At 73.4% G+C, this 22,235-nt stretch carries 3 protein-coding genes; all 3 read left to right on the forward strand.

All coding sequences use genetic code 11. The features are described 5' to 3' along the window. Positions 1-28 precede the first annotated feature (28 nt). The 3 genes from ACZ63J_RS34735 to ACZ63J_RS34745 are packed head-to-tail and all read left to right on the forward strand — an operon-like array spanning position 29 to position 22,158. Positions 29-11,401, forward strand: coding sequence for an SDR family NAD(P)-dependent oxidoreductase (locus tag ACZ63J_RS34735; RefSeq protein WP_465399186.1), 11,373 nt, complete (start codon positions 29-31; stop codon positions 11,399-11,401). Further along, entirely contained in the window at positions 11,398-17,490 is a 6,093-nt protein-coding gene (locus ACZ63J_RS34740) for an SDR family NAD(P)-dependent oxidoreductase (RefSeq protein WP_465439758.1), read from the forward strand. The genes ACZ63J_RS34735 and ACZ63J_RS34740 overlap by 4 nt, the downstream gene beginning before the upstream one ends. A gap of 3 nt (positions 17,491-17,493) precedes the next feature. Beyond that, positions 17,494-22,158, forward strand: a complete 4,665-nt coding sequence (locus ACZ63J_RS34745) for a type I polyketide synthase (RefSeq protein ID WP_465398962.1) — start codon at positions 17,494-17,496, stop codon at positions 22,156-22,158. The last annotated feature ends 77 nt before the right edge of the window (positions 22,159-22,235 follow it).

Here is a 22,235-nt window from a genome sequence, read left to right on the forward strand (position 1 = left end):
ACGATCGCTGGAGAACGAGGGAAAAATGGTGAACCCCATCCGGGACCTCGGAGACCTTTCCGCCTACGACCGTTCCCGTGTCCTCGGTGAATTCGTCCGGGAGCACCTGGCCGCGGTGCTGGCGGACTGGCCGGACGGCGGCGCGGACGAGCACCGCTCCTTCCTGGAGCTCGGCCTGGACTCGGTCGCGGCGGTCGCGCTGCACGCGCGGCTCGTCGAGGCGACCGGGCTGGCCCTGCCGGTGACGCTCGCCTTCGACCACCCGACGCCGGCCCGGCTCGCCGAGTACCTGCGGGACCGGCTGCTGGGCTCGGGCCCGGCGCCGGTGACCGAGCTGCCGTCGTGGGAGGGCGAGCCGATCGCGATCGTCGGCATGAGCTGCCGGTTCCCCGGGGGTGTGCGCACGCCCGAGGAGTTCTGGTGCCTGCTGTCCGACGGCGGCGACGCGACGTCTTCCTTCCCGACCGACCGCGGCTGGGACCTCGACGCGCTTTACGACGCCGACCCGGACCGCCCCGGCACGACGTACACGCGTCGAGGCGGGTTTCTGCACGACGCCGCCGACTTCGACGCGGCGTTCTTCGGCATCAACCCGCGGGAAGCCGTCGCGATGGACCCGCAGCAGCGGCTGCTGCTGGAGACCAGCTGGCACGCGCTCGAAGACGCGGGCATCAACCCCCAGCGGCTGCGCGGCAGCCGCACCGGCGTGTACGTCGGCGCCGAGGCGCAGGACTACGGCCCCCGCCTCGAGGACGCCGACGGCGCCGAGGGGTATCTCGACATCGGCACCGCGGGGAGTGTCGCGTCCGGCCGGGTCGCGTACACGCTCGGCCTGGAAGGGCCCGCGATCACGGTGGACACGGCGTGCTCGTCTTCGCTGGTGGCGCTGCACCTCGCCGTGCAGGCGCTGCGGCGGGGCGAGTGCGGGCTGGCGCTGGCGTCGGGGGTGGCGGTGCTGTCGAGCCCGGGCGGGTTCCTGTCGTTCAGCCGTCAGCGAGCCCTGTCGGAGGACGGCCGGTGCCGCGCCTTCGCCGCCGACGCGGGTGGCACGGGCTGGGCCGAGGGTGTCGCGACGGTGGTGTTGCAGCCGTTGTCGGAGGCGCGTGCGCAGGGCAACCGCGTGCTGGCGGTGGTGAGCGGCACCGCGGTCAACCAGGACGGCGCGAGCAATGGGTTGACGGCCCCCAGCGGCCCGGCCCAGCAGAAGGTGATCGAGCAGGCCCTGGCCGACGCGGGCCTGCCGGCGGCGGAGGTCGACGCGGTCGAGGCCCACGGCACGGCGACGCTGCTCGGCGACCCGATCGAGGCCCAGGCCCTGCAGGCGGTTTACGGCGCAGGTCGCCCGGCGGAGCGGCCGCTGTGGCTGGGTTCGGTGAAGTCCAACATCGGCCACACCCAGGCGGCGGCCGGGCTGGCCGGGGTGGTCAAGATGGTGCTGGCGATGCGGGCGGGGACGTTGCCCCGGACGCTGCACGTCGAGGAGCCGACGCCGCACGTGAACTGGGCGGGTGGCGGGGTTTCGCTGCTGACGGGCGAGCGCGCGTGGCCGGAGACGGGCCGTCCCCGGCGGGCGGGGGTGTCGTCGTTCGGGATGAGCGGGACGAACGCCCATGTGATCTTGGAGGCGGCGCCGGACGAGCTGGCGGGGGCGATCTCGGCCGCGCCGGCGGACCGCGCGGCGGGAGAGGCGGCTGCGCAGGCGGGCGAGCCCGCGGGTGCGCGGGGTGAGTCGGCCGCGCAGGCAACTTCGACCGGTGTCCCAGGCGAGCATGCCGACCAGCCCGCCGGGCCCTTCCTCCTTCCGATCTCCGCCAAAACCCCCGCAGCCCTGCGCGGCCAAGCCGAAGCCCTCCTCGACCACCTCGACCGCCACCCCCTAGCCGACCTCGGCGCGGCGCTCGGCACCACCCGCGCCGCCTTCAAGCACCGCGCCGTCCTCGTCGCCGCCACCTCGGCCGAAGCGCGCGCCCAGCTCGAAGCCCTCATCAGCGGCGAAGACACCCCCGGCCTGGTCCGCGGCAAGACCACCGAAGGTGGCCTCGCCGTCCTGCTGAAGGGCGAACTGCCGCCCGACGTCCGGGACCTCTGCCGCACCTACCCCGTGTTCGCCGAGGCCCTCGCCGACGCCTGCGGCCACCTGAACCTGCACCTCGACACCCCCCTGCTCGGCGCGCTGCTGTCCGCGGCGCCCGAGCTCGCGCGGCCCGAGTACGCCACCTCCGCGGCCTTCGCCGTGGACGTCGCGCGCTACCGGCTGTTCGAGTCCTGGGGCCTGCCCGGTGACCTCGTCGCCGGGCTCGGGATCGGCGAGGTCGCCGCGGCGCACGGCGCCGGGGTGCTTTCGCTTGCGGACGCCTGCGCGCTGGCCGGGACCCTGGCCCGCGGCGCCGGAGAAGACGAGCTGCGGAGGCTCGTTCGAGCACTGACCTTCGATCCCCAGCGAAGGCCGGTGCTCGACGTCGTGACCGGTGACCCGGTGGAGGCGACCGAACTCGCCACCGCCGGGCACTGGACGCGGCTCGCGGAGCCGGTCCAGCCGGAAGCCGGCTGGCTGGACCGGCACGGCGTGCGCGCCGTGCTCGAACTCGGCGGGACCACGGACCCCGCCGACGCACTCGCCACGCTCTCCGCCCACGGCGCGGACGTCGACTGGCGCGCCTTCTACCAGGACCGCGACGTCCGGCACGTGCGGCTGCCGGGGTACGCCTTCCAGCGTGAACGCTTCTGGCTCGACGCCACCCGCCGCGACACCGGGCTGGTCGAGACCGTGCTCACCCACGCCGCCAAGGACGAGGTGACGCTCACCGGCCGGCTCGCCCTGAACACCCACCCCTGGCTCGGCGACCACCGCGTCCACGGCGCCGTCGTCCTGCCCGGCACCGCGTTCCTCGAGCTGGCCGTCCAGGCCGGCACCCATGCGGGCTGCCGCACCGTGGCGGAGCTGACCCTGCACGCGCCCCTCGTCCTGCCGGACGACGCCGGGGTCGACGTCCAGGTCACCGTCGGCGAGCCGGACGCCCAGGGCGCCCGGCCCTTCACCGTCCACTCGCGACACGAGGGCCCTTGGACGCACCACGCTTCCGGCGCGCTCGCCGTCGCGCCGGTCACGGCGAAGGACAACGTCCCCCGGCCCGAAGCCGGAGCCGTCGACATCGGCGACGTCTACCCGAGGCTCGCCGAGACCGGGCTCGGTTACGGCCCCGCCTTCCGCGGCCTGGCCGCCGCCTGGCTCGCCGGAGACGACGTCGTCGCCGAAGTTGTGCTGCCCGAAGGGGTTCCGGGCGGCTTCGCGCTGCACCCGGCGCTGTCGGACGCGGCCCTGCACGCCCTCGAGCTGTTCGAAGGCGCCTTCGGTGGTGACGGCCGCGCCTGGCTGCCGTTCTCGTGGAGCGGCGTCACCGTCCACGCGACCGGCGCCACCCGCGCCCGCGTCCGGCTGACCCGGACCGGCGACGACACCGTCGCGCTGACCATCGCCGACCTCGAAGGCACGCCGATCGCGACCGTCGAGGCGCTGACCCTGCGTCCGGCCTCCGCGGTGGCCGACTCGCTGTTCACCACCCACTGGGTCCCGTTGACGGCCGAAGCGGCCACCGGCACCTGGGCGGTGCTCGGCGAGCCCGCGCACCCGGACCTGCCCGCGCTGCTGCTGTCCGAGCTCCCGGACTTCGTGCTCGCCCCGGTCACCTCGACCGGCACGGGCGCCGCGGCCGCCCACGCCACCACCGCCGACGTCCTGACCCTGCTCACCACCTGGCTAGGCACCACCGCGGCCGCCCGCCTGGTCGTGCAGACCACCGGCGCGCTCGCCGTCGCGGGCGGGGACGCCGTGCCCGGGCTCGCGCAGGCGACCGTCCCGGGTCTCGTGCGGTCGGCGCAGGACGAGGAGGCCGGCCGGATCGTGCTCGTCGACACCGACGGCACCACCGCGAGCCGGACCGCGTTGCCCGCCGCCGTCGCGGCCGCCGTGGCTGCGGGGGAGACCGAACTCGCCCTGCGTGACGGCGTCGCCTTGGTCCCCCGCCTCGGCGCGGCGTCCACAATGGACACGGTCACCCTCGACCCCGAGGGCACCGTGCTCATCACCGGCGGCACCGGCGTGCTCGGCGGCCTGGTCGCCCGGCACCTCGTGCGCCGCCACGGCGTCCGGCGCCTGGTCCTGCTTTCCCGCTCGGGCCAAGCTGACCTGACCGGCCTCGACGCCGACGTCACCGTGGTCGCCTGCGACGCCGCCGACCGTGACGCCCTCGCCGCCGTCCTCGACGGCATCCCGCGGCTCACCGCCGTGATCCACGCCGCGGGTGTGCTCGACGACGGCGTGCTCGGTTCGCTCACCGCCGAGCGGGTGGCGAAGGTGCTCACCCCGAAGGTCGACGCCGCCGTCCACCTCCACGAGCTGACCCTCGACCGGCCGCTCGACGCGTTTGTGCTGTTCTCCTCCTCCGCCGCCCTGTTCGGCGGCGCGGGCCAGGCGAACTACGCTGCTGCCAACACCTTCCTGGACGCGCTCGCCCAGCACCGCCACGCGGCCGGGCTGCCCGCGCTGTCCCTGCAGTGGGGCCTCTGGGAAGAAGCCAGCGGCCTGACCGCGAAGCTCGGCGAAGCCGACCACGCGCGCCTGCGCCGTTCGGGCATCGCCCCGCTGCCCACGGACCGCGCGCTGATGATGCTCGACGCGGCCCTCGCGACGGCGGAACCCGTGGTGGCGCCGGTGATCCTGGACTACCCGGCCCTCCGGGCGAAGGACGACGTCGTCCCGCTGCTGCGCGGGCTCGTCCGGCCCGCGCCGAAGCTCGCGCCGGTCGCCGCGGCGCCGGCCGCGGACCTCTCCGGCCTGGTGCGGGAGCACGTCGCCGCGGTGCTGGGGCACTCCGCGCCGGACGCCGTCGAGGTCGACCAGGCCTTCACCGAGCTCGGGTTCGACTCGCTGACCGCCGTCGAGCTGCGCAACCGCCTCGGCACGGCGCTCGGCCGCCGGCTGCCCGCGACGCTGATCTTCGACTACCCGACCCCCGCCGCGCTGGCCGCCCACCTCGCCGAAGGGACCCGCGCGGTGGCCGCGCCGGTGTCGGCGAAGGTCGTGGACGAGCCGGTCGCGATCGTCGGCATCGGCTGCCGGTACCCGGGCGGGGTCACCGACGCGGACGGCCTGTGGCGGCTCGTCTCGGACGGCGCCGACGCGATCGGCGACTTCCCCGACGACCGCGGCTGGGACCTCGACGCGCTCTACGACCCGGACCCGGCCGCGCCCGGCAAGATGTACGTGCGCAACGGCGCCTTCCTCCCGCACGCGCTGGAGTTCGACGCCGGGTTCTTCGGCATCTCGCCGCGCGAGGCCCTCGCCATGGACCCGCAGCAGCGCCAGCTGATGGAGGTCGCCTGGGAGGCCCTCGAAAACGCGGGCATCGACCCGGGCAGCCTCAAGGGCAGCCGCACCGGCGTCTTCGCCGGGATCATGTACCACGACCACGCGGCGCGGCTGCGCGAAGTGCCCGAGGAGCTGGAAGGTTTTCTCGGCAACGGCAGCGCCGCCAGTGTGCTCACCGGCCGCATCGCCTACACACTCGGCCTCGAAGGGCCCGCGATGTCGGTCGACACCGCGTGCTCGTCTTCGCTGGTCTCGCTGCACCTCGCCGCCCAGGCGCTGCGGCGCGGGGAGTGCACGATGGCCCTCGCCGGGGGCGTGACCGTGCTCTCGACACCCGAGGTCTTCGTCGACTTCAGCCGGCAGCGCGGCCTCGCCCCGGACGGCCGCTGCCGCGCCTTCTCGGACGACGCCGACGGCACCGGCTGGGCCGAGGGTGTCGGCATGCTGGTGCTGGAACGGCTTTCCGACGCCCAGCGCAACGGGCACCCGATCCTCGCCGTGATGCGGGGTTCCGCGGTGAACCAGGACGGCGCGTCCAACGGCATGACCGCGCCGAACGGCCCGTCCCAGCAGCGGGTCATCACCGCCGCGCTGGCGGACGCCGGGCTCGGTGCCGCGGACGTCGACCTCGTCGAGGCGCACGGCACCGGCACCGCGCTGGGCGACCCGATCGAGGTCCAGGCGCTGCAGGCGACCTACGGCGCCGGGCGCGCCGAGGACCGGCCGCTGTGGCTGGGCTCGCTGAAGTCGAACCTCGGGCACGCCCAGGCCGCCGCCGGGGTCGGCGGGGTCATCAAGGTCGTGCAGGCGCTGCGGGCCAAGACGATGCCGCGCACCCTCCACGCGGAAACGCCGTCGTCGAAGATCGAGTGGGACGGCGGCGGTGTTGAGCTGCTGCAGGACTCGCGCCCCTGGACGTCGGACCAGCCGCGTCGCGCGGGCGTGTCGTCGTTCGGGATCAGCGGGACCAACGCCCACATCATCCTCGAGGAGGCACCGGCGTCCGACGTCGCCGAGCGCGACGGCGAGGTGGCAGGTCCGCTGCCGGTCGTCGTGCACGCGAAGACGCCGGAAGCGGTGCGGGACCAGGCTTCCCGGCTGCGGGAGCACGTCCTGGCGCACCCGGAGTTCTCCGTCGCCGACATCGGCTACTCGCTGGCCACCGGCCGGACCGGGTTCGCACACCGCGGCGCGGTGGTCGCCGCGGACCGCGAGGGACTGCTGAACGGCCTTGCGGACCTGGCCGCCGGTGCGGAGTCCGCGGTGACCGGTTCCGGCTCGGCCGACGCGCGGGTGCTGATGGTGTTCCCGGGCCAGGGTTCCCAGTGGGTCCACATGGGACTGGAGCTGGCGGAGCACGAGCCGGTGTTCGCCGAACGCCTCCGCGAATGTGACGCGGCCCTGTCGGAGTTCGTCGACTGGTCGTTGTTCGACAAGCTCGCGGACGAGTCCTCGCTGGGTCAGGTCGACGTCGTTCAGCCGCTGTTGTGGGCGATGATGGTTTCACTCGCGGCGCTCTGGCGGTCCTACGGTGTCGAGCCTGCCGGGGTGGTCGGGCATTCCCAGGGTGAGATCGCCGCGGCGACGGTGTCGGGCGCGCTCTCTCTCCAAGACGGCGCACGGGTGGTCGCCCTTCGGGCCCGCGCACTGCGGGCCCTGGAAGGCATCGGCGGAATGTCGTCGATCCTCGTGTCCGCCGAACGCGCCGCCGAGCTGATCAAGCCGTGGGGCGAGAAGCTCGCCGTCGCCGCGGTGAACGGCCCGGCGCAGGTGATCGTGTCCGGTGACGTCACCGCGCTCGACGAACTCGCGACGCGCTGTGAGAAGGAAGGCGCGCACTACCGCCGGATCGGCGTGTCGTACGCGTCGCACCACCCGCAGGTCGGGCAGCTCGCCGACGTCATCCTCGGCGACCTCGCCCCCGTGACCCCGACGACGACCGAGATCCCCTTCTACTCCACGGTTTCCGGTGAAGCGATCGACACCACGGCGCTGACCGGCGAGTACTGGCTGGAGAACCTGAAGAGCCAGGTCCGGTTCTTCCCGACCGTCGTCGAAGCGCTCAAGAACGGCTTCACGCACGTCCTGGAGATCAGCCCGCACCCGGTGCTCGGCGCGCCCCTGGAGGAAGCGGCGCAGGGCATTCCGGTGCTCTCGACGCTGCGCCGTGGTGACGGCGGGCCGAGCCGGTTCCTGACGTCGGTGGCCGAGTTCACCGTCGGCCAGGGCAGTCTCGACTGGACCGCGCTGTACCTCGACGCCGGCGCGCGGCGGGTGCCGCTGCCGACGTACGCCTTCCAGCACGAGCGTTACTGGCTGGAGGCTCGTCAGGGCGCCCAGGACGTCGGCACGGTCGGGCTGAGCCCGGCCGGGCACGGGCTGCTCGGCGCGGTCATGCACGCCGCCGGCGACGGCACGGTCTACCTCAGCGGACGGCTGTCGCTGGCCGCCCAGCCGTGGCTGGCCGACCACGCGCTCGGCGACACGCCGCTGCTGCCCGGCGCGGCGATGGTCGACATGGCCGTGCACGCCGGGGACCAGATCGGCTGCCCGCACCTGGAGGAGCTCACCCACCACGCGCCGCTCCTGTTGCCGCGCACGGGATCCGTCGTCGTCCAGCTGATGGTGACCGCTCCCGACGACGACGGGCGTTGCGGCCTGACCCTGCACTCGCGTCCCGAGGAGGACGGCGAATGGGAGCTGCACGCGTCCGGCCTGCTGTGCCGCGAGACGCCGGAACGGCCGCAGGCCTCGGCCACCTGGCCGCCGGAAGGCGCGAAGCGGATCGAGACCGAGAACGCGTATCACGTCCTCGCCGGCCAGGGATACGCCTACGGGACGCTGTTCCAGGGCCTGGAAGCCGCGTGGCGCGACGGCGACGCGCTGTACGCCGAAGTCAGCCTCGCGGAAAGCCTTGAGGAGGGCGGTTTCCTGCTCCACCCGGCGTTGCTCGACGCCGCGCTGCACGTCATCAGCCTGGCGAACCCCGCTGACGACACCGCGATCCCGTTCTCCTGGCAGGGCGTCACCGTGCACGCGAGCGGCGCCCGGCGGCTGCGTGTCCGCATCACCGGCGGCGCGGACGACACGGTCACCATCAGCGCGTTCGACGGCGCGGGCGCCCCGGTGCTCGACGTCCGCGCGCTGGTCTCCCGGGCCCTGCCGCCGCAGGCGCTGTCGCAGTTCGTCAACATCCGCGACAGCCTGTTCCAGCTCGACTGGCCGGAGTGGACGGCCGAAAGCGGGTCGACGACGGTTGTCGACAAGCCGACTTTCGGGGTGCTCGACGACACGAGCGGCCTGCGGTCCTGGTTCGCCGAGGCCGGGTGTGAGCCCGTGCTCTACCGCGGCTGGGACGAGGTCGCCGTCACGCGCGAGACCCCGGACCTGGTGCTGTGGGACACCGCGTCGCTGCTTCGCCGTCCCGTCGACCTCGACGACGGCCCGGCGCTCGCCGACACCGCGGGCCGGCTGGTCGAAGCGGTCCTGATGCGCCTGAAGCGGTGGCTCGCGCTGCCGCAGTCGGAGCGCACCCGGCTGGTCGTGGTGTGCTGGGGCGGCCTGGCCGTCGCCGGCATCGGCGGCCTGATCCGGTCGATGACCACGGAGTTCCCGGACCGCCTGGTGCTGCTGGACGTCCGGGGCAAGGGCACGGTCGACGTTTCGGCGCTGATGGCGGTGCTGGCCACCGACGAGAACGTGGTGGGCGTGCGTGACGGCGTCGTCCGCGTGCCGCGCCTCGAGCGGACGATCTCGGAGCTGGCCATCCCGGACGGCGAAGCCTGGTCCGTCGCCTCCGACGGGCGCGGCACGCTCGACGGTGTCGGCCTGGTGCCGTCCGACGCGGCCACGGCCGAGCTCGGGCCGAACGAGGTCCGCGTCGCGGTGCGCGCCGCCGGGGTCAACTTCCGGGACGTGCTGATCAGCCTGGGCATGTACCCCGACGCGGGCGCGATGATGGGCAGCGAGGCCGCCGGCCTGGTGCTGGAAGTCGGCGAGGACGTGCGCTCGGTCGAACCCGGCGACGCCGTGATGGGCCTGTTCACCGAGTGCTCCGGCTTCGGCTCGCACGCGGTGACCGACGCCCGGATGGTCGTCCCGGTGCCCGAAGGCTGGTCGTTCGAGCAGGCGGGCGCGGCCCCGGTCGTGTTCCTGACCGCGTTCTACGCGCTCCACGACCTCGGCAAGCTCGCGACCGGCAAGCGGATCCTGATCCACACCGCGACCGGCGGCGTCGGCATGGCGGCGTTGCAGCTGGCCCAGTACTGGGGCGCGGAGGTGTTCACCACCGCCCACCCGAGCAAGTGGCCGGTGCTGCGGACCCTCGGCGTCCCGCGGGAGCGGATGGCCAACTCGCGGACCGCGGACTTCGAGGCGGAGTTCCTCGCGGCCACCCGCGGCGCGGGCATGGACGTCGTGCTGAATTCGCTGGCCAACGAGCAGACCGACGCGTCGCTGCGGCTGCTGCCGCGCGGCGGCCGGTTCGTCGACATGGGCAAGACCGACGTCCGCGACCCGGACGTCGTCGCGAAGGAGCACCGGGGTGTCCGGTACCGGGCGTTCGACCTGATCGAGGCCGGGCCCGACCGGATCCACGACATCCTCACCGCGTTGCACGAGCTGTTCACCGCGCGGGTGCTGCTGCCGCTGCCGGTCAAGGCGTGGCCGATGCAGCAGGCCCGGCGCGCGCTGCGGTTCGTGCGCGAGGCGCGCCAGATCGGCAAGGTCGTGCTGACCCTGCCGGAGGAGCTCGACCCGGACCGCCCGGTGCTGGTCACCGGCGGCACCGGCACCCTGGGCGGACTGCTGGCCCGGCACCTCGTCACCGAGTACGGCGTGCGGGAGCTGGTGCTCACCTCACGCCGGGGCCTCGGCGCGGTCGGCGCCGCGAACCTGCGTGACGAGCTTCTGGAGGCCGGCGCGGAGTCGGTCGCCGTGGTCGCCTGCGACGTCGCCGACCGCGAGTCGCTGGCCGGGCTGTTCGAGCAGACCGGTCCGGTCGGGGCGGTGTTCCACACGGCCGGGGTGCTCGACGACGGCCTGTCGGTGAACCTCGGGCCCGAGCAGGTCCGCCGGGTGCTGGCGCCGAAGGTCCAGGCGGCGACGTATCTGCACGAGCTGACCCTGGACATGGGGTTGTCGCACTTCGTGCTGTTCTCCTCGGCCGCCGGTGTCCTCGGAGACGCCGGGCAGGCCAACTACGCGGCGGCCAACACCTACCTCGACGAGCTGGCCGCGGAACGCCGGGCGCTCGGCCTGCCGGCGCTGTCGCTGTCGTGGGGCCTGTGGGCGGACGAGTCCGGGATGACCGGGCACCTCAACGGGGTCCACCACGACCGGATGGGCGCGAACGGCATGCGGGCGCTTTCGGCCGACCACGCGCTGGGGCTCCTGGACGTCGCGATGACGTCGACACACCCGCACTACGTCCCGATCTCGCTGAGCGTCGGGACGCAGAGCGAGCCGATCTTCCGGGCGCTGGTGCAGCCGAAACGGGCCCAGGCCCGCGCGGGCACCGCCGTCGCGGTCGACGGGCTCGCCGACCGGCTGGCGGTGCTCAACCCCGAACAGCAGCTGCGGCTGCTGGACAAGCTGGTGGCCGCGCAGGTCAACCTCGTGCTCGGGCACGCCGAGGAGCACCCGGTCGACCCGGACCAGCCGTTCACCGTGCAGGGCTTCGACTCGCTGACGGCGGTCGAGCTGCGCAACCGGCTCACCACCCAGACCGGGGCGCACCTGCCGGCGACGCTGATCTACGACCACCCGACCCCGCGGCACATCACGCAGCTGCTGCACCGGACGCTCGCGCCGGAGCAGGAGCCGCTGTCGGCCGACGACGAGGACAAGCGGCGGCTGCAGGAGATCCTCGCCACCGTGCCGGTGTCCCGGATCCGGGAGATCGGGCTCTTCGACGCGCTGCTCAGCTTGGCCGAGGAGCCGGACGGCGGTTTCACCACCACAACGGCGAACGTGGACGACATGGACACCGACGCACTCATCGCGTTGGCGATGGAGGGATCCGAGAACTCATGACTGCACCTCAGGAGAAGGTCGTCGCCGCACTCCGGGCGTCGGTCAAGGAGGCCGAACGGCTGCGCCGGCAGAACCAGCAGCTCCGCTCCGCCGCGCACGAGCCGGTGGCGATCGTCGGGATGGGCTGCCGGTTCCCGGGTGGCGTCGGGTCCGCGGCGGACCTCTGGCGCCTGGTCGCCGACGGCGCGGACGTCATCGGCGAGTTCCCCGCCGACCGCGGCTGGGACGCGGACGCGCTGTACGACCCGGACCCCGAGGCGGCCGGGAAGTCGTACGTCAAGACCGGCGGTTTCCTCCACGGCTCCAACGGGTTCGACGCGGGGTTCTTCGGGATCTCCCCGCGGGAGGCCCTGGCCATGGACCCGCAGCAGCGGCAGCTCCTGGAGGTCGCCTGGGAGACCCTCGAGGACGCCGGGCTCGACCCGGTCGCGCTCAAGGGCAGCCCCACCGGCGTGTACGTCGGTGTGATCCACAGCTCCTACGCCGACCGGCTGCCGTCGGTGCCGGGTGAGCTGGAAAGTTATGTGGACAACGGGAACCTGAGCAGTGTCGCGTCCGGCCGGATCTCCTACACCCTCGGCCTCGAAGGGCCCGCGGTGTCGGTCGACACGGCGTGCTCGTCGTCGCTGGTCGCGCTGAACCTCGCCGTCCGCGCCCTGCGCAACCGCGACTGCACGCTCGCCCTGGCCGGCGGCGCCACGGTCATGGCGAGCGAAAGCTCGTTCGTGAACTTCAGCCGTCAGCGCGCGGTCGCGCCCGACGGCCGCAGCAAGGCGTTCGCCGAGGCCGCCGACGGCTTCGGGGTGGCCGAAGGCGCCGGTTTCCTCTTGCTGGAACGGCTTTCCGACGCCGTCCGCAACGGCCGGGAGATCCTCGCGGTGGTCCGCGGGTCGGCGGTGAACCAGGACGGCGCGTCCAACGGCCTCTCCGCCCCGAACGGCCCTTCGCAGCAGCGTGTCATCACGGCGGCGCTCGAGGACGCGCGGCTGTCGCCCGCCGACGTCGACCTCGTGGAGGCGCACGGCACGGGCACCGCCCTGGGTGACCCCATTGAAGTCCAGGCGCTGCAAGCGACCTACGGTGCCGAGCGTGCGGCCGACCGTCCACTGTGGCTCGGGTCGCTGAAGTCGAACATCGGCCACTCCCAGGCCGCCGCGGGCGTGGGTGGCGTGATCAAGATGGTGCAGGCGCTGCGGGCCGGGGTCATGCCCCGGACGCTGCACGCGTCGACGCCGTCGTCCAAGATCGAGTGGGACGGCGGTGGTGTCGAGCTGCTGCAGGAGGCCCGCCCGTGGGAGTCCGACGGTCCCCGGCGCGCCGGAGTGTCGTCGTTCGGGATCAGCGGGACGAACGCGCACGTGATCCTGGAGCAGGCTCCCCCGGCCGAGGTCACCTCGGCCGAGGTGCCGGGTCCGCTGCCGTTCCTGGTGCACGCCAAGACGCCGGAGGCGTTGCGGGACCAGGCTTCGCGGCTGCGTGAGCACGTCCTGGCCCACCCGGAGGTGGCGCTGGGGGACCTCGGGTTCTCCCTGGCCGGCCGCAGCAGGTTCGCCCACCGCGGCGCGGTGATCGCCGCAGACCGCGACGAGCTGCTGTCCGGGTTGGCCGACCTCTCGCTGACCGGCTCCGGCTCCGGCGGGCCGAGCCGGGTGCTGATGGTGTTCCCGGGGCAGGGTTCGCAGTGGGTCCACATGGGACTGGAGCTGGCGTCGCGCGAGCCGGTTTTTGCCGAGCGCCTGCGGGAGTGTGACGCGGCGTTGTCGGAGTTCGTGGACTGGTCGGTGTTCGACAAGCTGGCCGAGGAGACCAGTCAGGTCGACGTGGTGCAGCCGCTGTTGTGGGCGGTCATGGTGTCGCTCGCCGCACTCTGGCGGTCCTATGGCGTCGAGCCCGCCGGGGTGGTGGGCCATTCGCAGGGTGAGATCGCCGCGGCGACCGTCTCAGGTGCGTTATCGCTTGGTGATGGCGCTAGGGTGGTTGCTCTTCGCGCGAAGGCATTGCGGGCGTTAGAGGGTCTAGGCGGGATGGCGTCGCTGCGAGTGTCTGCCGAGGAGGCCGCGGAGCTGATCGACGACCGGCTCGCGGTGGCGGCGGTGAATGGCCCGGCGCAGGTGGTCGTCTCCGGCGAGGTGTCCGCTTTGGACGAGCTGGCGCAGCGGTGCGAGAGCTACCGCCGCATCGACGTTTCTTATGCCTCGCACCATCCGCAGGTCGGGCAGCTCGCCGAGGTGATCCTGGCAGATCTCAAGCCGGTGTCGCCGGAGAGCACCGAGATCCCGTTCTTCTCGACGGTGTCCGGTGAAGAGGCCGACACGGCGACCCTCACCGGCGAGTACTGGCTGGAGAACCTGAAGAGCCAGGTCAAGTTCTTCCCGACCGTGGTGGCGGCGCTGAAGCAGGGCTTCACGCACGTCCTGGAGGTCAGCCCGCACCCGGTGCTCGGCGGCCCGCTGGAGGAAGCGGCCCAAGGGATCCCGGTGCTGTCGACCCTGCGCCGCGAGGGCGGGCAGACGCGCTTCCGGACCGCACTCGCCGAGCTGCACGTCCACGGCGGTGACGTCGACTGGGCGCGGGTGTTCGACGGCGCCGCCCGGGTTCCGCTGCCCACCTACGCGTTCCAGCACGAGCGGTACTGGCTGGAAGGCGAAGCCGCTCAGGACGTGACGGCCGTCGGCCTGCGCCCAGCCGGGCACGGCCTGCTCGGCGCGGTCCTGCACGCCGCCGACTCCGGCGCGGTCTACCTGACCGGACGGCTTTCGGCGGCCGCGCAGCCGTGGCTGGCCGACCACGTCGTCGGTGACAGCGTGCTCCTGCCGGGCGCGGCGATGCTGGAGATGGCGGTCCACGCCGGGGACCAGCTGGGCTGCCCGCACGTCGAGGAGCTGACCCACCACGCGCCGCTCGTGCTGCCCGCGGAGGTGCAGGTCACCGTCCACGAGCCGGACGAGACCGGCCGCTGCGCCTTCGCCCTCCACTCCCGGACCGACGACGAATGGGTCCAGAACGCGGAAGGCACCCTGGTCAAGGGCACCGCGGCCGCCGACACCGGCCTCACCGAGTGGCCGCCGCGAGACGCACAACCGGTCGACGTGACGGCGTTCTACCCCACGCTGGCCGAAACCGGGCTCCGCTACGGGCCGGTGTTCCAGGGCCTGCAGCGGGCGTGGCGGCGCGGCGACGAGCTGTTCGCCGACGTCGTCCTGCCCGACGGCGAGGCCGCCGACCGGTTCGTCGTGCACCCGGCGCTGCTCGACGCGGCCGTCCAGGTCGCCGAGCTGGACGGCGACGGCACCACCCGGCTGCCGTTCTCCTGGCGCGGGTTCTCGGTGTTCGCCACCGGCGCCCGCGCGCTGCGGGTGCGCGTGGCCCCGACCGGCGAAGACGGCGTCACCATCACCGCCGCCGACCCCACCGGCGCCCCGGTCGCCCAGGTCGACGAGCTGATCTCCCGGCCCGCCCAGGCGGCCGGCCCCGCGGTGCGGCTGCGCGACACGATGTACCGCGTCGACTGGCAGGACTGGACTCCCGCGCCGGCCTCGGCGTCCGCCGAGATCGTGCGGTGGCCGGTTCCCAGTGGGCTGACCGCGAGCGAGGTCATCGAGACGACGTTGCGGCGCATCCAGGAGTGGCTGGCCGAGCCGGGCGAGTCGCGCCTGGTCGTCGAAGGCGCCGACACGCTCGAAAACGCGGGCCTGCCGGGCCTGGTCCGCACGGTCGCCGCCGAGTTCCCCGGCCGGGTCTCGCTGCTGGTCACCGACGGGTCCGAAGTGGACGAAGCCGTTCTCACCGCCGACGAGCCCGTCGCCGGGGTCTTCGACGGGACAACGCGGGTGCCCCGCCTCGGCCGTGTCGGCGCCGAGCTCACTCTTCCCGACGGCGGCTGGCGGATCGGCAACAACGCCGAACCGGTGCCCTACGACGTCGGCACCGCGCCGCTCGAGCCCGGGCACGTCCGGGTCCGGGTGCGCGCGGCGGGCGTCAACTTCCGGGACGTCCTGGTGGGCCTGGGCATGTACCCGGACCCGGACGCGGTGCTGGGCAGCGAGGCCGCCGGTGTGGTGGTCGAGGTCGGCCCCGGTGTCGAGGCGGTCAGCGTCGGCGACGCCGTCATGGGCATGTTCACCGAGTGCGCCACCTTCGGCGCCCTCGCCGTCACCGACGCGCGGCTGGTCGTCCCCGTCCCCGACGGCTGGACGTTCGAGCAGGCCGGCGCGACGCCGGTCGTGTTCCTCACGGCGTTCTACGCCCTCGCCGACCTCGCCAAGCTGACGGCGGGGGAGCAGGTGCTGATCCACACCGCGACCGGCGGCGTCGGCATGGCCGCGCTGCAGCTGGCCCGACACTGGGGCGCGGAGGTGTTCACCACGGCGTCTCCTGCGAAGTGGGACACCCTGCGTGCCCTCGACGTCCCGCTCGACCGGATCGCCAGTTCGCGGGCCCTCGACTTCGAAGCCGACTTCCGCGAGGTGGCCGGCGGCCTCGACGTCGTCCTGAACTCCCTTGCGCACGAACACACCGACGCGTCGCTGCGGCTTTTGCGGTCCGGCGGCCGCTTCGTCGACATGGGCAAGACCGACGTCCGCGACCCGGAAACCGTCGCCGCGGAGCACGAAGGCGTGTCCTACCGGGCGTTCGACCTCATCGAGGCCGGACCGGACCGGCTGCGGGAGATCCTCACCGAGCTGCACACGCTGTTCAGCGCCGGAGTGCTCACGCCGTTGCCGGTGCAGACGTGGCCGATGCAGCAGGCGCGGCAGGCGCTGCGGTTCGTGCAGGCGGCCCGGCACGTCGGCAAGGTCGCGCTGACCCTGCCCGAGCCGCTCGACCCGGCCCGTCCGGTGCTGGTCACCGGCGGCACCGGCACCCTCGGCGCGCTGCTGGCCCGGCACCTCGTCACGCGGCACGGCGTGCAGCACCTGGTCCTCACCTCGCGTCGCGGCCCCGAAGCCGCCGCGGGACTCGAAGACGAACTGCGGGAACTGGGCGCCGAGTCCGTCGACATCGTCGCGTGCGACGTCGCCGAGCGGGCCGCCGTCGACACGCTGGTCGCCCGGTACCCGCGGCTGGGCGCGGTGTTCCACACGGCGGGTGTCCTCGACGACGCCCTGTCGGTCAACCTCACGCCCGAGCAGGTGACGAAGGTGCTGCGCCCCAAGGTGGTCGCGGGCACCCACCTGCACGAGGCGACGCGGGACCTCGGGCTGTCGCACTTCGTGCTGTTCTCCTCCGCGGCCGGCGTGCTGGGTGACGCCGGACAGGCCAACTACGCGGCCGCCAACACCTTCCTCGACGAGCTGGCGCGCCGACGCCGTGAGGAGGGCCTGCCGGGGCTGTCGCTGTCTTGGGGGTTGTGGGACAACGCGTCCGGCATGACCGGGCACCTCTCCGACGCCGAGCGATCGAGGATGGCCGCCGACGGCATGCGCCCGCTGTCGGCCGAGCACGCGCTCGGCCTGCTGGACGCGGCGATGACCTCGACACACCCGCACTACGTGCCGATCGCGCTGACCGTCGGCGCACAGCCGGAGCCGCTGTTCCGCGCGCTGACCAAGGCGGCGCGGTCCAGCGCGCACACCGCCGTGACGACGACCGGTCTGGAAGGGCAGCTGGCCGCGCTCACCGCGGAGCAGCAGCTGCACCTGCTGGAGACGATCGTGGCGGCGCAGGTCAACCACGTGCTGGGGCACGCCGAGGAGCACGCGGCCGACCTCGACCAGCCGTTCAAGACCCAGGGGTTCGACTCGCTCACCGCGGTCGAGCTGCGGAACCGGCTGAACACGCGGACCGGCGTGCGGCTGCCCGCGACGGTGATCTACGACCACCCGACCCCGCGGCACGTCGCCCGGCTGCTGCACACCGAGCTGGCGCCGGACCAGGCCACGGGCGGTTCGCCGGTGCTGGCCCGGCTCGACGCGCTCGAAGCCGCGCTGGGCGGCGCCGCCGACGAGGACCGCGAGGAGATCACCACGCGGCTGCGGGCGCTGCTCGACCGCTGGGCCGGCAGCACCGAGGAGACCGGGGACGACGTCGACGACGCCTCGGCCGACGAACTGCTCGACATCATCGCCAAGGAATTCGGAAGGTCCTGACCCATGCCGAACGACGAGAAGCTCCTCAAGGAACTGAAGTGGATGACCACCGAGCTGCGGCGCAGCCGCCGTCGCCTGGTGGAGGTCGAGGACGCGGCGCACGAGCCGATCGCGATCGTCGGCACGGGCTGCCGCTTCCCCGGCGGCGTCACGTCGGCCGAGGACCTGTGGCGCGTGGTCACCGAGGGCGCCGACGTGATCGGCGAGTTCCCCGCGGACCGCGGCTGGGACACGGACAAGCTGTTCGACGCGGACCCCGACGCGGCCGGGAAGACCTACGTGCGCTCCGGCGGGTTCCTGCGGGACTCGAACGACTTCGACGCGGAGTTCTTCGGGATCTCGCCGCGTGAGGCTCTGGCCATGGACCCGCAGCAGCGGCAGCTGCTGGAGGTCGCCTGGGAGACCCTCGAGGACGCCGGCATCAACCCGGACTCCCTGAAGGGCAGCCTGACCGGCGTCTTCGCCGGGGTGCTGCAGAGTGACTATTCGACGCGGCTGGACACCGTGCCCGCCGACCTCGAGGGCTACCTCGACAACGGCAACATGGCCAGCACCGCCACCGGCCGCATCGCCTACACCCTCGGCCTGGAAGGGCCGACGATGGCGGTCGACACGGCGTGCTCGTCATCGCTGGTCGCGATCGACCTCGCGGTGCGGTCGCTGCGGAACCAGGACTGCTCGCTGGCGCTGGCCGGCGGCGTCACGGTCATGTGCACCCCGGCGACGTTCACGAGCCTCAGCCGTCAGCGGGCGTTGGCCCCGGACGGCCGCTGCAAGGCCTTCTCGGACGACGCGAACGGCTTCGGCGCGGCCGAGGGCATCGGGTTCCTGCTGCTGGAACGGCTTTCCGACGCCGTCCGCAACGGCCACCAGGTCCTCGCCGTGGTCCGCGGCTCGGCGGTGAACCAGGACGGCGCGTCCAACGGCCTGACGGCCCCGAACGGCCCGTCGCAGCAGCGCGTGATCCAGGCGGCCCTGCGGAACGCACGGCTCGGCGCCGCCGACGTCGACCTCGTCGAGGCGCACGGCACCGGCACCGCGCTCGGCGACCCGATCGAAGTCCAGGCGCTGCAAGCGGTTTACGGCGTCGACCGGCCGGCTGACCGTCCACTGTGGCTGGGTTCGCTGAAGTCGAACATCGGGCACGCCCAGGCCGCCGCCGGGGTGGGCGGGGTCATCAAGATGGTGCAGGCGCTGCGGGCGGGTGTTATGCCGCGGACGCTGCACGCGTCGACGCCGTCGTCCAAGATCGAGTGGGACGGCGGTGGTGTCGAGCTGCTGCAGGAGGCTCGTCCGTGGGCCTCGGACACTTCTCGCCGGGCCGGTGTTTCGTCGTTCGGGATCAGCGGGACGAACGCCCACGTGATCCTGGAACAGGCGCCCGCGGTCGAGGTCGAGCGGTCCGAGGTGCCGGGCGCGGTGCCGGTGCTGCTGTCCGGCCGCACGCCGGACGCGTTGCGGGACCAGGCCGCGCGCCTGCGTGAGCACGTGCTGGCGCACCCGGCGTTGTCCTTGGGAGACCTCGGGTTTTCGCTGGCCACGGGCCGGGCGAACTTCGCCCACCGCGGTGCCGTGGTCGCCGCCGACCGGGACGAGCTGCTCGCCGGGCTGACGGACCTCTCGCTGACCGGTTCGGGGTCCGGCGGGCCGAGCCGGGTGCTGATGGTGTTCCCGGGTCAGGGTTCGCAGTGGGTCCGGATGGGCCTGGACCTCGCTGAGCGCGAGCCGGTTTTCGCCGAGCGTCTGCGTGAATGCGACGCCGCGTTGGCGGAGTTCGTGGACTGGTCCCTGTTCGACAAGCTGGCGGAAGAGACGAGCCAGGTCGACGTCGTGCAGCCGCTGTTGTGGGCGGTGATGGTGTCGCTCGCCGCTCTGTGGCGCCACTACGGTGTTGAGCCCGCCGGGGTGGTCGGGCACTCGCAGGGTGAGATCGCCGCGGCGACCGTCTCAGGTGCGTTATCCCTTGGTGATGGCGCTAGGGTGGTTTCTCTTCGTGCGAGGGCGTTGCGGGCGTTAGAGGGTCTAGGCGGGATGGCGTCGCTGCGAGTGTCCGCGGAAGAGGCCGCTGAGCTGATCGACGAGCGGCTGGCGGTGGCGGCCGTGAACGGTCCGGCGCAGGTGGTCGTCTCGGGTGAGGTGTCCGCTTTGGACGAGCTGGCGCAGCGGTGCGAGAGCTATCGGCGCATCGACGTTTCCTACGCTTCGCACCATCCGCAGGTCGGGCAGCTCGCCGACGTGATCCTGCGCGACCTGGCGCCGGTGTCGCCGGTGAGCACCGAGATTCCGTTCTACTCCACGGTTTCCGGTGCGCAGGCCGACACGGCGACCCTCACCGGCGAGTACTGGCTGGAGAACCTGAAGAGCCAGGTGAAGTTCTTCCCGACCGTCGTCGAGGCTCTCAAGCACGGCTTCACGCACGTCCTGGAGGTCAGCCCGCACCCCGTCCTCGGCGCGCCCCTCGAAGAAGCGGCGCAAGGTCTCCCGGTGCTCTCGACCCTGCGCCGCGACGGCGGCCAGCCGCGGTTCCGGACGGCGCTGGCCGAGCTGCACGTCCGCCACGGCCGGGTCGACTGGACGCCGCTGTTCGAGGGCGCTCACCAGGTTTGCTTGCCCACCTACGCTTTTCAGCACGAACGGTTCTGGCTCGACGCGCCCCAAACGAAGGGATCCACGGACGCCGCCGAGGCCGCGTTCTGGACCGCCGTCCGCGAGGAAGACGTCGACGAGGTCGCGAAGACCCTCGGCGTCGAAAGCGACTCGCTCGGCACTGTGCTCCCGGCGCTGTCCGGCTGGCAGCGCCGCCGCGAGGAGCGGGCGAGCCAGGACGCCCTCCGCTACCGGGTCGCCTGGACCCCGCTGTCCCGGCCCGCCGCGGCCCGGCTCACCGGCCGCTGGCTGGTCCTGACCCCGCCCGGCGTCGAAGCACCGCGGCTCGACGACCGTGGCGCCGAGGTGGTCCACGTCGGTGTCGAGGCCGGCACGGACCGCGCGGCGTTCGCGGAGCTGCTCACCGGCGAGCCGTTCACCGGGGTCCTTTCGCTGCTCGACCTCGTCGGGACCCTGCACCTGACCCAGGCCATGGGCGACGTCGAATCGGCGGCACGCCTGTGGTGCGTCACCCGCGGCGCGGTCTCGCCGACCCGCGAGCCCGGCGCCGTCGACCCGGTGCAGGCCCAGCTCTGGGGCTTCGGCCGAGTGGCCGGCATCGAGGCCCCGCAGCGCTGGGGCGGCCTGGTGGACCTGCCCGCCGGCGCGGACGAGACCCTGCTGGTCGCCGCGCTTTCCGGCACCGAGACCGAGGTCGCGGTGCGGGACGGCGAGCTGTTCGGCCGCCGCCTGGTGCGCAGCCCGGTCGGCGGGGCCGCCGGGGAGACGTACCGGCCGCGCGGAACCGTGCTGGTCACCGGCGGCACCGGGGCACTCGGCGCGCACGTCGCCCGCTGGCTCGCCGCGAACGGCGCCGAGCACGTCGTCCTCACCAGCCGTCGCGGGGAAGCCGCTGAAGGCGCCGCCGAGTTGGCGGAGGAGCTGCGGGCGTGCGGCACCGGCGTCACCGTCGCGGCGTGCGACACCGCCGACCGGGACGCGCTCAGCAGGCTCATGGACGGCGTCGGGCCCCTCAGCGCCGTGTTCCACGCGGCCGGTGTCCTCGACGACGGCGCGCTCGACTCGCTCACCCCGGACCGCTTCACCACCGTGCTGCGGCCCAAGGTCGACGCGGCCCGGAACCTGCACGAACTGACCCACGACCTCGACGCGTTTGTGCTGTTCTCGTCGTTCGCCAGCGTCATCGGCAACGCGGGCCAGGCCAACTACGCCGCCGCCAACGCCTACCTGGACGCGCTCGCCGAACAGCGCCGCGCGGCCGGGCTCCCGGCGACGTCGGTGGCCTGGGGCGCGTGGGGCGGCACCGGCCTCGCCGCGGACGAGACGATCGCCGAGCGCCTCGGCAAGGAGGGCGTCTCGCCGATGGCCGCGGCCGCCGGGGTCACCGCCCTCGGCCTCGCCCTGGACCACCAGGACGTCGCCGTCGGGGTCGCCGACGTCGACTGGCCGCGCCTGGTCGAGCGGCACGGGCCCCGGGCCCTGCTCGACCAGCTGCCCGAGGCGGTCGTGCCGGTCTCGGCGCCCGCCGCGGCCGTCGCCACGGCGGACGCGGGAGCGGCCCTGCGGCAGCGGCTGGCCGACACCGCTCCGGCGGACCGCGAGGCCGTCCTGCTGGACCTGGTGCGCGCCCAGGCCGCCGCGGTGCTCGGGCACGCGTCGCCCGCCGCGATCGACCCCGGCCGCGGGTTCACCGAGCTGGGGTTCGACTCGCTCACCGCGGTCGAAACACGGAACCGGCTGAACACGCTCACCGGCCTCCAGCTGCCGACGGCGCTCACGTTCGACTACCCGACCCCGGCCGTCCTGGCCCGGTACCTCGCCGGCCGGCTCGTCCCGGAAGACACCACGACGGCGGCTTCGGTGCTCGCCGAGCTGGACAAGCTCGGCCGCGCCTTCGCCGAGACGGCGCCCGACGGCATCACACGGGCGCAGCTGAAGGTCGGCCTGCAGTCGTTCCTGGCCGGCTGGATCGACGGGGAATCCGGTTCTTCCGGCGATTCTTTCGATTTCGGAACCGACGAAGAATTGTTCGAGTTCATCGACAACGGACTGACTGCCTGACCCGTACCGCCCCTCCTGCGCCCCCGGCGAGCTTCCCCAGCTCGGCGGGGGCGCAGGGGTGTCTAGGGGAGAGGTAG

Source organism: Amycolatopsis sp. NPDC104863, from assembly GCF_055582965.1.

Excerpts from the sequence above, each read along its gene's own strand:
- ACZ63J_RS34745 (WP_465398962.1), top strand. The coding sequence starts at position 17,494 with ATGCCGAACGACGAGAAGCTCCTCAAGGAACTGAAGTGGATGACCACC.
- ACZ63J_RS34740 (WP_465439758.1), top strand. The coding sequence starts at position 11,398 with ATGACTGCACCTCAGGAGAAGGTCGTCGCCGCACTCCGGGCGTCGGTC.